General features: G+C 73.9%; 14 protein-coding genes. 9 read left to right on the top strand and 5 right to left on the bottom strand.

All coding sequences use genetic code 11. The features are described 5' to 3' along the window. The first annotated feature begins 35 nt into the window (after positions 1 to 35). The 3 genes from AA0005_RS00070 (at position 36) to AA0005_RS00060 (ending at position 3,621) form a co-directional block, all read left to right on the top strand. Positions 36 to 650, top strand: coding sequence for a LytR C-terminal domain-containing protein (locus tag AA0005_RS00070; protein ID WP_413451402.1), 615 nt, complete (start codon positions 36 to 38; stop codon positions 648 to 650). A gap of 321 nt (positions 651 to 971) precedes the next feature. Further along, complete coding sequence (gene groL, locus AA0005_RS00065; RefSeq protein ID WP_413451401.1) at positions 972 to 2,603, top strand: chaperonin GroEL; 1,632 nt, start codon at positions 972 to 974, stop codon at positions 2,601 to 2,603. Positions 2,604 to 2,742: 139 nt separating this feature from the next. Then, positions 2,743 to 3,621, top strand: a complete 879-nt coding sequence (locus AA0005_RS00060) for a DUF4031 domain-containing protein (protein WP_413451400.1) — start codon at positions 2,743 to 2,745, stop codon at positions 3,619 to 3,621. A 155-nt stretch (positions 3,622 to 3,776) separates the two neighbouring features. Here the strand turns inward: AA0005_RS00060 and AA0005_RS00055 are convergent, their stop codons facing one another. After that, a complete protein-coding gene (locus tag AA0005_RS00055; protein WP_413451399.1) occupies positions 3,777 to 4,067 on the bottom strand; it encodes a WXG100 family type VII secretion target in 291 nt (96 codons plus the stop codon). A 53-nt stretch (positions 4,068 to 4,120) separates the two neighbouring features. Continuing rightward, the gene (locus tag AA0005_RS00050; protein ID WP_413451398.1) at positions 4,121 to 5,182 is read right to left on the bottom strand and encodes a hypothetical protein; all 1,062 of its coding nucleotides are present in this window, start codon (positions 5,180 to 5,182) and stop codon (positions 4,121 to 4,123) included. 107 nt (positions 5,183 to 5,289) lie between these two features. On the opposite strand from AA0005_RS00050, the gene AA0005_RS00045 reads away from it, so the two are divergent. From AA0005_RS00045 to moaA, 3 genes are read left to right on the top strand one after another with little or no spacing between them, the layout of a single operon-like run. After that, the gene (locus AA0005_RS00045; RefSeq protein ID WP_413451397.1) at positions 5,290 to 5,766 is read left to right on the top strand and encodes a MogA/MoaB family molybdenum cofactor biosynthesis protein; all 477 of its coding nucleotides are present in this window, start codon (positions 5,290 to 5,292) and stop codon (positions 5,764 to 5,766) included. Beyond that, positions 5,766 to 6,194 (top strand): molybdenum cofactor biosynthesis protein MoaE, encoded by a 429-nt coding sequence (locus AA0005_RS00040; protein WP_413451396.1) that lies wholly within the window; start codon positions 5,766 to 5,768, stop codon positions 6,192 to 6,194. The genes AA0005_RS00045 and AA0005_RS00040 overlap by 1 nt, the downstream gene beginning before the upstream one ends. Continuing rightward, positions 6,191 to 7,213 carry a GTP 3',8-cyclase MoaA gene (gene moaA / locus AA0005_RS00035; RefSeq protein WP_413451395.1) on the top strand — a complete coding sequence of 341 codons (1,023 nt, stop codon included), beginning with the start codon at positions 6,191 to 6,193 and terminating at the stop codon, positions 7,211 to 7,213. Before AA0005_RS00040 ends, moaA begins: the two co-directional genes overlap by 4 nt. A gap of 121 nt (positions 7,214 to 7,334) precedes the next feature. Here the strand turns inward: moaA and AA0005_RS00030 are convergent, their stop codons facing one another. Beyond that, positions 7,335 to 7,571 carry a MoaD/ThiS family protein gene (locus tag AA0005_RS00030; protein ID WP_413451394.1) on the bottom strand — a complete coding sequence of 79 codons (237 nt, stop codon included), beginning with the start codon at positions 7,569 to 7,571 and terminating at the stop codon, positions 7,335 to 7,337. Further along, a complete protein-coding gene (gene moaC / locus AA0005_RS00025) occupies positions 7,568 to 8,047 on the bottom strand; it encodes a cyclic pyranopterin monophosphate synthase MoaC (RefSeq protein ID WP_413451393.1) in 480 nt (159 codons plus the stop codon). Before moaC ends, AA0005_RS00030 begins: the two co-directional genes overlap by 4 nt. An 86-nt stretch (positions 8,048 to 8,133) precedes the next feature. On the opposite strand from moaC, the gene AA0005_RS00020 reads away from it, so the two are divergent. Genes AA0005_RS00020 through AA0005_RS00010 form a run of 3 tightly spaced genes read left to right on the top strand, consistent with a single transcriptional unit; the run spans position 8,134 to position 11,224 of the window. Then, positions 8,134 to 9,375: a ThiF family adenylyltransferase gene (locus tag AA0005_RS00020; RefSeq protein ID WP_413451392.1), complete on the top strand. Its 1,242-nt coding sequence runs from the start codon at positions 8,134 to 8,136 to the stop codon at positions 9,373 to 9,375. An 11-nt stretch (positions 9,376 to 9,386) separates the two neighbouring features. After that, positions 9,387 to 10,607 (top strand): gephyrin-like molybdotransferase Glp, encoded by a 1,221-nt coding sequence (gene glp, locus AA0005_RS00015; protein ID WP_413451391.1) that lies wholly within the window; start codon positions 9,387 to 9,389, stop codon positions 10,605 to 10,607. After that, positions 10,598 to 11,224: a molybdenum cofactor guanylyltransferase gene (locus AA0005_RS00010; RefSeq protein ID WP_413451390.1), complete on the top strand. Its 627-nt coding sequence runs from the start codon at positions 10,598 to 10,600 to the stop codon at positions 11,222 to 11,224. The genes glp and AA0005_RS00010 overlap by 10 nt, the downstream gene beginning before the upstream one ends. 132 nt (positions 11,225 to 11,356) lie before the next feature. Here AA0005_RS00010 and AA0005_RS00005 read toward each other — a convergent pair whose 3' ends face one another. Beyond that, positions 11,357 to 12,556, bottom strand: coding sequence for an IS110 family transposase (locus tag AA0005_RS00005; RefSeq protein ID WP_413450582.1), 1,200 nt, complete (start codon positions 12,554 to 12,556; stop codon positions 11,357 to 11,359). Positions 12,557 to 12,821: the final 265 nt, after the last annotated feature.

The following is a 12,821-nucleotide window of genomic DNA, read 5'->3' as shown; positions in this document are numbered from 1 at the left end:
CGCGTCGTGGCGCCACGAACGGCTAGCCTGCTCGCGTGAGTGAGTATCCCGAGGACGAGTTCGACGTCGCCGGCCGCGACCGCGGCCCCCAGGGCGTGCACCGCGAGCCGCGGTCACTCCTGCGCGCCCTCGCCCCCTTCCTCGCCGTCATCGTCCTCGTCCCCCTCCTCGCGTGGGGCGCGGTGAGCCTCCTCGCCGGCGGCGACGGCGAGGACACCCAGGCCGAGCCTGCGCCCGCGCCGGTCGAGAGCGCGACCGGCCCGGCCGAGAGCCCCACCGGGGGCGAGCCCACGGGCGAGGCGCCCACCACTCCCGCACCGGAGGAGACGACCCCAGAGGAGACGACGGAGCCCGAGGAGGAGGTCGTCCTCACCGCCTCCGTGTCGGTCCTCAACGGTGCGGGCATCAACGGCCTCGCCGGCCGGCTCGCCGGGGAGCTCGCCGCCGCCGGCTTCACCACGGTGGGCGCGGCGGACTACACCGCGGGGTCCCCGGCCGAGACGACGCTCTACTACCGCAACGCCGAGCTCGCGGCGACGGCCCGGGAGATCGGGGAGATCCTCGGCATCGACAACCGCGTCGAGGCGCCCTCCGCCACCCAGAACGTCGAGATCGCCGTCGTCCTGCGCGGGGACTACGCCGGGCGCTGACCGAGGGCATTGACCGTGAGCGGGCTCACACCTAGGGTGGGCCGCGTCCTTCACAGCGACGTGGAGAACCCCCATGCGGCGAGAGCTGGATTCCTCCCCGGGAGGAATCCAGCTCTCGGCGTGTGAGGCGGTGGTCGGCGCCTTGCACTCTCGCCATGAGAGTGCCAAGATCGGGGTTAGCACTCTCGTGCTGAGAGTGACAACAGACTCGGATCGACCCAGTGAGGTCCGCGAGCCGGCGGGACGTGACCGCCCGGCGTGCGGGCCGTCCGTCGCGGGCACTGGCCGACCCAGCCACGCTACAAGCGGAGGATCTACCCCATGGCAAAGATGATTGCCTTTGACGAGGAGGCCCGTCGCGGTATGGAGCGCGGGCTCAACCAGCTCGCCGACACCGTGAAGGTCACGCTCGGCCCCAAGGGCCGCAACGTCGTCCTGGAGAAGAAGTGGGGCGCCCCCACGATCACCAACGACGGCGTGTCCATCGCCAAGGAGATCGAGCTCGAGGACGCCTACGAGAAGATCGGCGCCGAGCTGGTCAAGGAGGTCGCGAAGAAGACCGACGACGTCGCCGGTGACGGCACGACGACGGCGACCGTCCTCGCCCAGGCGCTCGTCCGCGAGGGCCTGCGCAACGTGGCCGCCGGTGCGAACCCCATCGCGCTGCGCCGCGGCATCGACAAGGCCGTCAAGGCCGTCATCGAGCAGCTCTTCGCCCAGGCGAAGCCGGTCGAGACCAAGGACCAGATCGCCGCCACCGCCGCGATCTCCGCCGGCGACCAGGCCATCGGGGAGCTCATCGCCGAGGCCATCGACAAGGTGGGCGCCGAGGGCGTCATCACCGTCGAGGAGTCCCAGACCTTCGGCCTCGAGCTCGAGCTCACCGAGGGAATGCGCTTCGACAAGGGCTACATCTCGCCCTACTTCGTCACCGACGCCGAGCGCCAGGAGGCCGTCCTCGAGGACGCCTACGTCCTGCTCGTCGAGTCGAAGATCTCCAACGTCAAGGACCTGCTGCCCCTCCTCGAGAAGGTCATCCAGTCCGGCAAGCCGCTGGCGATCATCGCCGAGGACGTCGAGGGCGAGGCCCTGGCCACGCTCGTCGTCAACAAGATCCGCGGCACCTTCAAGTCCGTCGCCGTCAAGGCCCCGGGCTTCGGCGACCGCCGCAAGGCGATGCTGCAGGACATGGCCATCCTCACCGGCGGCCAGGTCATCTCCGAGACCGTCGGCCTCAAGCTCGAGACCGCCGACCTCGACCTGCTGGGCCAGGCCCGCAAGGTCGTCGTCACCAAGGACGAGACCACCATCGTCGAGGGCGCCGGCAACCCCGAGCAGATCGAGGGCCGGGTCGCGCAGATCCGCGCCGAGATCGAGAACTCCGACTCGGACTACGACCGCGAGAAGCTCCAGGAGCGCCTCGCCAAGCTCGCCGGCGGCGTTGCCGTCCTCAAGGCGGGCGCGGCCACCGAGGTCGAGCTCAAGGAGCGCAAGCACCGCATCGAAGACGCCGTCCGCAACGCCAAGGCCGCCCAGGAGGAGGGCATCGTCGCCGGTGGTGGCGTCGCCCTCATCCAGGCCGCCAAGGACGCCTTCGACACCGACCTCGGTCTCGAGGGTGACGAGGCGACCGGCGCGAACATCGTCAAGGTCGCGGCCGACGCCCCGCTCAAGCAGATCGCGATCAACGCCGGCCTCGAGGGCGGCGTCGTGGCGGAGAAGGTCCGCAACCTCCCCGCGGGCCAGGGCCTCAACGCCGCCACCGACGAGTACGAGGACCTGCTGGCCGCCGGCATCGCCGACCCGGTCAAGGTGACGCGCTCCGCCCTGGAGAACGCGGCCTCGATCGCCGGCCTGTTCCTCACCACCGAGGCCATCGTGGCCGACAAGCCGGAGAAGGCAGCTGCCGCCCCGGCCGGTGGCGACGACATGGGCGGTATGGGCGGGTTCTGATCCCACCCATCCCCTGGATGCAGTGACAGCCGGGCTCCTCGCCAGAGGGGCCCGGCTGTCGCCGTCTCGGCGTGAAGCGGGCGTGCGGGCATGGACAATGGGGGCCTGCGCCGGCAGCGGCGGGAGACGGAGGCGGAGCGTGGCGGTCCTGGTCGACACCCCGCGCTGGCCCGCGCACGGCACCCTGTGGGCGCACCTCGTCTCCGACTCCAGCCTCGCCGAGCTGCACGACTTCGCCGCCCGGAACGACCTGCCGCGCCGGTCCTTCGACCTCGACCACTACGACGTCCCCGCCGAGCGGCACGCCGAGCTCGTCGCCGCCGGCGCGGAGCACGTCGACGGCCACGAGCTGATCCGCCGCCTGCGCGCCAGCCGGCTGCGCGTGCGCGCCGCCGACCGTCCCGCCCGCACCGAGCTGACCCGCCGCTGGGCCCTCCTCGTGCCCGGGCACCCCGAGATCGGGGAGGAGCTCGCCTCCCGCTGGGCCGAGCCGCACCGCGTCTACCACGGTGTGGACCACCTGCGGGAGGTCCTCGACCGCCTCGCCCTCCTCGCCGACGGCGGCGAGCCGGTCGATCGGGCCGTCCGGCTCGCGGCGTGGTGCCACGACGCCGTGCACGACGGCGCCACCCCCGCCGACGAGCAGGCCTCCGCCGCCCTCGCCACGGCACTGCTCGGACCGGTCCTCGGCCACGCCGAGGCCGCCGAGGTGTCCCGGCTCGTCCTCCTCACCGCCGGACACGACACCTCGCCCGACGACGTGCCCGGGCAGGTGCTGTGCGACGCCGACCTCGGGGTGCTCGGCGGCACACCCGAGGCCTACCGCACCTACGCCGAGCGGGTCCGCGCCGAGTACGGCCACGTGCCCGAGCCGGACTTCCGACGCGGGCGCGCGGCGGTCCTGGAGCGGCTCCTCGACCGCCCCCGCCTCTTCGCCACGAACACCGGGGCCCGGCTGTGGGAGGCCGCCGCCCGCCGCAACGTCACCGCCGAGCTCACCCACCTCCGCGCGGGCTGAACCAGACCTCCCCTCCGGAGCATCCAGCTGTCGGCGCCGGGAGACGGGCCGGGCCCGGACGTCCGGGCCCGAAGCCTCCCCGGGAAGCGCCCGGCTGCCGTGGGGGTCGGGCCGGGCGACCTCCCGGGGAGGGGGCTGGCGCGGCGCTCCGCGGCTCAGCGGGCGAAGAGCCCGTGGGCGCTGGTCTCGGCGTCCGCGTAGGTGCGCGCGGCCAGGTCCAAGGCCTCGGTGATCTGCGCGAGCGAGTGCTCGACCACCTGCTGGGTGGCACGCCACTCCTGCGCCACCGCCGCGAAGCTCTCGGCGGCGGCGCCGCTCCACGTGCTCTGCAGGTCGAGGAGCTGGGTCATCATCCCGGCCACCTCGGTGTGGATCGTCCCGGCGCTGTGCCGGGCCCGTGAGGCGGCTGCCTCGACCTCGGCACTGTCGACCTCGAAGCGGGTCATGGTCGTCTCCTCCCGTCGGCCGCACCCCCGTGGTCCGGCACCTGGGGACGACGCTAGGAGCGCGGCAGCCGGGGCGGGGGTCGGAAGAGCGCGCTTGGGGACGGCTCGGCCTCGTCCCGGAGCTGTGCGGCAGCCCGCCGCTTGCGCCGGATGCGGCGGCGCAGCTCGAAGTCCGGGTCGCGCTCGATCCCCGACAGCGCCGACTCGTCGTCGTCGCCCGCCTCGTCCGGGGTCACGGCACCACGAGGCTCGGGGGCGCGCACCGGCGGGGGCGGGGCAGGCGCGTCCTCCTCGGCCGGCCGCGGCGCGGCCAAGGCCACGGGGGGCGGCACCGCGGGCGGAGGAGCCGCGGCCGGCCCGCGGCTGGGCCAGCTCGTCGCGCTCCCGCACCCGTGCGCGGCCTCCTCCACCTCGGGCTCGGTGCCGCCGAGCTCGGCCAGCCGTGCCTTGAGGTGGCTGAGCTCGGCCGTGAGGTTCTCCCGGGCCGGCTCCTCCCACGAGAGGCTGAAGGGGCTGACGAAGAGTCGTCGCCGCTGCAGCAGCCGGCTGAGGATCGTCAGGCGCGAGGCCACGTAGTCGACCTCGGGGATGTGCGCGTACTCCTGGCGGATCGCGCGCTTGTAGGCGGAGTAGCGCTGCGGCTCGACCGCGAGCGTGCCGAGGTCGGCGTCGCACAGGGCGAGGGCGTCGACATCGTGCTCGTCGGCGTCGTGCCCGGCGAGGGTGGTGATGAGCTCGTGGACCCGCCGCGTCACGTCCTCGGGGACGCCGAGTGCGGCGAGCTGCTCACGCGCGAGCTCGGCGCTGGCCACCTCGTCCTCCCCGCCGCGGCGCGCGTAGGCCACCTGCGCGGAGCTGTTGAAGACGGCGCCGTGGTACCAGGCCGCCAGGCGGACGACGTCGGGGACGTGCGTCTCCTCGGCGAGCTCGTCGACCCGGGCGAGGACGTCGATGAGGTGACGGAGGTTGTGGAAGCTGCGCTCGGGCTCCTGCCAGCGCTCCACGAGCTCGCGCGCGGTGCGCTGGATCTGCTCGCGCGGTGCGGTCGCGCCAACGGCGACGGCACTACGCACGAACGCGGAGACGAGCCACTGTGGCGCGTCGGCGAGGCTCACACCCGGCCCTCCCCTCATCGACTGGCCATCGTAGACCCGTCCGCGGGGCGCGTCAGCCGGGACCTCGGTACGGGTGCTGACGGGTGGGGATCACGTAGCCTGGCTCAATGCTCGACAACGTGCCCGCGACGGTCCTCACCGTGTCCACCCGGTGCAGCCGAGGTGAGCGCGAGGACCTGTCGGGCCCCCTCGCCGTGCGGCTGCTCGCCGAGCTCGGCTGCGCCGTGGGGCCGGTCCGGGTGGTCCCGGACGGCGAGGAACCGGTCCGCGAGGCGCTGCGCACCGCCCTGGCCGACGGCGCTCGCGTCGTCCTCACCACGGGCGGCACCGGCGTCAGCCCCACCGACCGCACCCCGGAAGCCACCGGCCCGCTCCTCGAGCGCGAGCTCGCCGGCGTCGCCGAGGCGGTGCGCCGGCACGGCACCGCACCGGCCGCCGTGCTCAGCCGCGGGCTCGTCGGCACCGTGGGGAGCGCCGTCGTCGTCAACGCGCCCGGCAGCCCGGGTGGGGTGAGCGACACGGTCGCCGTCGTCGGCCCGCTGCTCGGCCACATCCTCGACCAGCTCGACGGGGGAGACCACTGATGGGGGACGTCACGCTCACCGCGATGAGCGAGGAGCCGCTCGACCTGGCGGCCCACCTCGCCGCCGTGTCCACGTCCGCGACGGGGGCCGTCGCCACCTTCACCGGGCAGGTCCGCGACCACAGCCCCGACGCCGACGGGCCGGTCGTGCAGCTCGAGTACAGCGCCCACCCCGACGCCGCCCGCACCCTCGCCGAGATCGCCGCCGAGGTCGTCGCCGAGCACGACGACGTGCGCGTGGCCGTCAGCCACCGCGTCGGTGTCCTCGGCATCGGTGACGTCGCCATCCTCGCCTGCGCCGCCAGCTCCCACCGCGACCTCGCCTTCACCGTGTGCCGGGAGCTCGTCGAGCAGGTCAAGGCCCGGCTGCCGGTGTGGAAGAAGCAGGTCCTCGACGACGGCAGCCACACGTGGGTGGGATCGGCATGAGCGTCGCCGTCTCCCCCGAGCTCCGCCGGCCGATGGTCGACCGCTTCGGCCGCGTCCACACCGACCTGCGCATCTCGCTCACCGACAAGTGCTCCCTGCGCTGCACCTACTGCATGCCGGCCGAGGGCGTGCCGTGGCTGCACCGCGACTCCATCCTCACGACCGACGAGCTCGTCCGGGTGGCCGAGGTCGGGGCGGCGCTGGGCATCGCCACGGTCCGGCTCACCGGTGGCGAGCCGCTGCTGCGCAAGGACGTCGTCGACGTCGTCGCGCGGATGGCGACGATCGAGGGGCCGGAGGGGCCGCTCGAGCTGTCGATGACGACGAACGGGCTGCTGCTGCCCAAGCTCGCCCAGGACCTCGCCGACGCCGGCCTGCAGCGCGTCAACATCAGCCTCGACACCCTGCGGGCCGACCGCTTCCACGAGCTCACCCGCCGCAACCGCTTCACCGACGTCCTCGACGGCATCGAGGCGGCCCGCGCCGCTGGTCTCGCGCCGGTCAAGATCAACACCGTGGCCATGCGCGACGTCAACGACGACGAGATCGTCGACCTCGTCCGCTTCGCCACCGAGCGGGCCCTGGAGGTCCGCTTCATCGAGCAGATGCCGCTCGACGCCGGCCACGTGTGGTCGCGGGTGAAGATGGTGCGCGGGGAGGAGATCCTCGACCAGCTCGCCACGGAGTTCACGCTGACGCCGCTGCCCGGCCGCTCGTCCGCGCCTGCCGAGCGATTCCTCGTCGACGACGGCCCCACGACCGTGGGCGTCATCCGCTCGGTGACCAAGCCCTTCTGCGGCACCTGCGACCGCGTGCGGATCACCGCCGACGGCCAGCTGCGCAACTGCCTGTTCTCGCGCGAGGAGTCCGACCTCCTCACCCCGCTGCGCGGCGGCGGCACCGACGACGACCTCGCGCGGGTGCTGCACCGCTGCATCGCCGGCAAGCTGCCCGGGCACGGGATCAACGACCCCGGCTTCCTCCAGCCCGACCGCCCCATGAGCGCCATCGGCGGCTGACGAGGACCGTTCGGCCGCGACCGCAGGTGGAATGGACGAGCGCGGGCGTCGTGATGCCCGCGCTCGTCACAGTCGCGTGCGCTCGCGCCGGACAGAGGGTGGCGCGAGCGCGGGCGCGAGCTCAGCCGCCGGCGAAGGGTGGGAGGACGTCCACCACGTCGCCCTCGGCCACAGGGGCGTCGTCCTCGCTGCGCACGCCGTTGACGAGCACCGAGCAGCGCTCGAGCACCCGCGCGAGGCGCTCGCCGTGCCGCTCGGCCAGCACGCCGCGCAGCTCACCGACGCTGCCGGGCTCGACCGGCTCCTGCTCGCGACCCGCCGCCTCGGCGGCCGCCGCGAAGTACCTCACCGTGCTCATCGCGCCTCCTCCGTACGGCGCCACTCGCCCGAGCGGCCACCGGACTTCGCCACGAGCTGGACGTCGGTGATCGTCACCGAGCGGTCCAGCCCCTTGACCATGTCGACGACGTTGAGCGCCGCGACGCTCACCGCCGTCAGCGCCTCCATCTCCACCCCGGTGCGGTCGGCCGTGCGGACGGTGGCGGTGATCGCCACGCCGTCGTCCTCGACCTCGACATCCACCGTCACGCCGTGCACCCCGATGACGTGGGCGAGGGGCAGCAGCTCGGGGGTGCGCTTGGCGGCCGCGATGCCCGCGACCCGCGCGACGGCGAGGACGTCGCCCTTGGGGACGGTGCCCTCGCGCAGCGTGCGGACCAGCTCGGGGGAGCAGCGCACCCGTCCGGTGGCCGTCGCGGCGCGGACCGTCGGGGACTTCTCGGTGACGTCGACCATCCGCGCGTGCCCGCTCGGGTCGAGGTGGGTGAAGGTCATGGGCCCAGCGTCTCACCGATCCGCGGGCCGGGGCACGGGACGTTCGACGTGCCCCGCGCCCGCGACGGCCTCCTACAGTGGGGCTTATGCCCCTTCCGCCGCTCGTCCCGCCGGGCCCGCCCCTGGAGCGCGAGCAGGTGCTGCGCTACTCCCGCCACCTGCTCCTCGAGCAGCTCGGTGAGCTCGGGCAGCGCCGGCTGCGGGCGGCGCGGGTGCTCGTCATGGGCGCCGGCGGGCTCGGCTCGCCGATCCTCCACTACCTCGCCGCCGCCGGGGTGGGCCACGTCGGGATCGTCGACGACGACGTCGTCGAGGCCACCAACCTCCAGCGTCAGGTGCTCCACACGACGGCGGACGTCGGGCGCCCCAAGGTGGACTCCGCCGCGGAGCACGTGCGCGCGCTCAACGACGACGTCGAGGTCACCCGCCACCACCTGCGCCTGGACGCGAGCAACGCTCGCGAGGTCATCGGCGGCTACGACCTCGTGCTCGACGGCACCGACAACTTCCCCACCCGCTACCTCGTCGCCGACGTGTGCGCCGACCTCGGCCTGCCGCTCGTGTGGGGCTCGATCCTGCGCTTCGACGCACAGGTCGCCGTCTTCTGGTCCCGCCCGCCGCAGGAGGCCGGCTACCCGGGCGTGACGCTGCGCGACCTCTTCCCCGCCCCGCCGCCGCCCGGGGCCACCCCCTCGTGCGGGCAGGCGGGCGTCCTCGGCGCGATGTGCGGGCAGGTCGGCTCCCTCATGGCGGCCGAGGCGGTCAAGCTCGTCACCGGGGTGGGGGAGCCGCTGCTGGGCCGGGTGGCCGTGCTCGACGTCCTCGCCGCCCGGTGGAGCGAGCTCCCGCTGCGCCCCCGGCCCTGCCCGGTGCCACCGGCCTCCCGCGCCGAGCTCGGCTACGACCCCCTCGGCCTGCCCGTCACCACCCACGCCGCCGCGGTCCTCGCCGCCGAGCCCGAGCCGGACGGCGACGACGACGCCGGTCCCACCCTCACCGCCCGCGAGCTGGCCGAGCGGCTCGCCGCCCGTGAACGCGGTGGGGGCCGCTTCGTCCTGCTCGACGTCCGCGAGCCGACCGAGCGGGCCATCGTCCAGATCCCCGGTGCGCTCAACGTGCCGCTCGAACGCCTCGTCGCCGACCCGCTCGCCGCGGCGAGCGTCGGGGTCGAGCCGGGGGACGCCGTCGTCGTCCACTGCCTGTCGGGTGGGCGCTCCGCCCAGGCCCAGCGCGTCCTGCGCGAGGCTGGGTACACCGACGTCACCAATCTCGACGGCGGCGTGCGCGCCTGGGTGGCCGACGTCGACCCGAGCCTGCCGGTCTACTGAGGGGACTGCCCGTGATCAGCGTCGAGGAGTACCAGGAGCGGGTGCTCGGCCGGGTCGAGCCGCTTGCCCCGCGGCCCGTGCCCGTCGCCGAGGCCCACGGGCTGCGGCTAGCGCAGGACGTCGTCGCCTTGCTCGCCGTGCCGCCCTTCGACAACTCCGCGATGGACGGCTTCGCCGTGCGCGCCGCGGACCTCGCCGGCGCGGGGGAGGACACCCCGGTCGCGCTGCCCGTGGACGGCGACGTCCCCGCGGGCACGACCGACCCCACCCCGGTCGGCCCGGGCCGGGCCGTGCGGATCATGACCGGCGCCCCGCTGCCCCCGGGCGCGGACGCCGTCGTCCCCGTCGAGCTGAGCGACCAGCCGCCGGGCGCCACCGCGCTCCCCACGCGCGTGCTGCTGCGCCGCGCCCCCGCCGAGGGCGCTCACGTGCGCCGCCGCGGGGAGGACGTGCGCCCCGGCGACGTCGTCGTCACCGCGGGCACCGTCCTGGCCGCCACCCACCTGTCCGCCGCGGTCTCGGCCGGCTACGGCGAGCTCCTCGTCCACCCGCGCCCGCGCGTGGGCGTGCTCGCCACCGGGGACGAGCTGTGCGCCCCCGGCACGGCCCCCGGCCCCGGCCGCATCCCCGACTCCAACAGCCTCCTCGTCGCCGGCCTCGTGCGGGAGGCGGGCGCCCAGCCCGTGCCGCTCGGCTCCGTCGGTGACGACCCGGACGCGCTGCGGGCGGTCGTCGAGGCGGCCCTGCCCGGCCTCGACGCCCTCGTCACCTCCGGCGGCGTCAGCGTGGGCACCAAGGACGTCGTCAAGGCGGCCCTGTCCGGCGAGCTCGACTTCACCACCGTGGCGATGCAGCCGGGAAAGCCGCAGGGCTTTGGCCACCTCGCCGGCCGGGTGCCGGTCTTCGCGCTGCCGGGCAACCCGGTGAGCGTCATGGTGTCCTTCCACGTCCACGTCGCACCTGCGCTGCGGCGCCTGCTCGGGCAGCCCGCGCGCGTGCCGCTCGCCACCGCGCGCGCCGCCGTCGGCTGGCGCTGCCCACCCGGCCGGCGTCAGTACCTGCCCGTCACGGTCGACGACGGCCCCGTCCCCTCCGTCCACCCCGCCTCCGCCGGCGGCTCGGGCTCCCACCTCGTCGCCTCGCTCGCCGCGGCGCAGGCGCTCGCGGTCGTCGGGGAGGACGTCGACGCCGTCGCCCCCGGGGACCAGGTCGGGCTGCTGCGGTGGTCCTAGCCCACGACGCCGTCGTGCTGGCCGGGGGGACCGGCCGGCGGCTCGGTGGGGTGCTCAAGCCGCAGGTCGAGGTCGGGGGCCGGCGCCTGCTCGACCACGTCCTCGACGCGACGGCGGGGGCGAGTCGCGTCGTCGTCGTCGCCCCCGAGGCGGTGCCCGTGCCCGACGGCGTCGTCCGCTCCCTCGAGGACCCGCCCCACGGCGGGCCGGTCGCCGGCATCGCCGCCGGTCTGCACGCGCTGGGCGAGGGGGAGGCACTCGTCCTCGTGCTCGCCTGCGACCTGCCCGGCGCCGCCGCTGCCGTGCCCCGGCTGCTCGCCGAGGCGCAGGGGCCCCTCGCCACTGGGGCGGACGGGGTGGTGCTCAGCGACGACGACGGCCGTGACCAGTGGCTGCTCGGGCTCTACTCGCGGGCGGCGCTCGAGGGCGCCGTCGCCGACCTCGACGTGGCCGGCGGGCTCCGCGGCGCGCCGGTGCGGGCGCTCGTCCGTCCCCTGCGGCTCGCCGCGGTCGCCGCGCGGCGGGGTGAGGTGCGCGACATCGACACGTGGGCCGACCACGCCGACTACCGCCGGGAGAATACCGGGAGAAATAGCGTCCGCAACTCAGGAGGGTGAACCTTAAAGTCACGCGTCCATTGCATAACCGCAATGGTTCGAATGGGGGAGAGCAAACCTCGAAGAACCCGTGCATAATCGCCACCGAGGCGGGTCGGACGGCCCGCCGGGAGGGTGCCCCTATCTCCTTTGTCAAGCGGCTAGGGGTGTCGGGGCGTCGTAGAGGGAGCCGTCTCGGAGCATGGCGTAGAGGACGTCGCAGCGTCTGCGTGCTAGTGCGATGAGTGCCTGGTTGTGCTTCTTGCCCTCGGCGCGTTTGCGGTCGTAGTAGCGGCGGGAGACCGGGTCGCTGAGGGAGGCGAAGGCAGCGAGGAACAGTGCGCGTTTGAGGACCTTGTTGCCAGCCCGGTTGGGATGCTCGCCGCGGATGGAGGTGCCAGAGCGGCGTGTGACGGGGGCCAGGCCGGCGTAGGAGGCCATGTGTGCGGCGGAGGTGAAGTTCTTCCCGGCGAGCTCGGTCAGGAGCCGTGCGGTGGTCCTGATGCCATTGCCCGGCATAGACATCAGGACCGGGTGAAGAGGGTGGTCGCGCACCAGTTCTTCGACCGTTGCCGCGATGTCGTCGCGCTGGGCGCGTAGCTCGGCGAGCTGGGCGGCCAGGCGCGGCAGCACGACCCCGGCGGCGCTGGTGCCGGCGACGACCACGGTCTGCTCGGCCAACGCGGCGGTGATCTCCTCGGCGAGTCGCCTCCCCATGCGCGGGGCTCGCTTGGTCAGCCGGGTGGCGATGCGCTTGGTGCCGGCCGTCTTGAGGTCTGCCGGGGTCGGCCAGGCCTGGATCAGGTCGAGCACGGCCGGGTGGTCCAGATGCTTACCCAGGACCCGCTCGAGTGCGGGATGGATCTGGGTCAGCAGCCCTCGCAGCCGGTTAGACGTGGCGGTGATCTGCCCGCGCAGGTCGTCATCGAAGCCGCAGAGCATCGCCAGCTCGGCGATCTGCTCATCGGCCATCTCTATCGACCGCAGCGTGTGAGGCATGGTCCGTGCGGCCTCGGCGATGATGAGCGCATCGCGGGCGTCAGTCTTGGCGTTGCCCGGGTGTAGGTCGGCGATCCGGCGCATTGACAGCCCCGGCAAGTACCCGACCGTGGCGCCGGCGTCGCGGGCGACAGCCAGCGGCAGCGCGCCGATCGTGGCGGGCTGGTCCACGACCATCAAGACCGGCCCGTGAGTGGCGAGCTTCGCCAGAATCGCGCGCAGTTTCCCCTCGTCGTTGGGCAGCGGCTTATCGAACAGGACCTTCCCGGTCCGGTCCAAGGCAACCGCGTGGTGCTCGCTCTTACCGACGTCGAGACCGACGAAGACCTCGATGTGGTGGTGTTCCTGGATCATGCCTGACCTCCGTAACTCACCGCCCTGGACCAATGACGCTGGACTGTCCGCGGTGGCTGACGTCGGCATCCACGTTACGAAGGCGACTCCGCACCCCCGGGTGAGGGTGTCTGGCCCGGCCCCTATCAGCGATCACCAGCCACCTATCGGCCTCGGCGGCAACACCCCCCGGATCATCAACGACTGGGGGCAAAGAGCCATACCGAGCCCGACAGGCCAGCACCCCCGAAACATCACTCCCCGAGGGATAGCTAGAAGGTAACGG

This window comes from Georgenia phoenicis, from assembly GCF_047302425.1.
Taxonomy (GTDB): Bacteria; Actinomycetota; Actinomycetes; order Actinomycetales; family Actinomycetaceae; genus Oceanitalea.
Note: the sequence above shows the minus strand (reverse complement) of the source record. Positions and strands in the feature narration are given on the sequence as shown.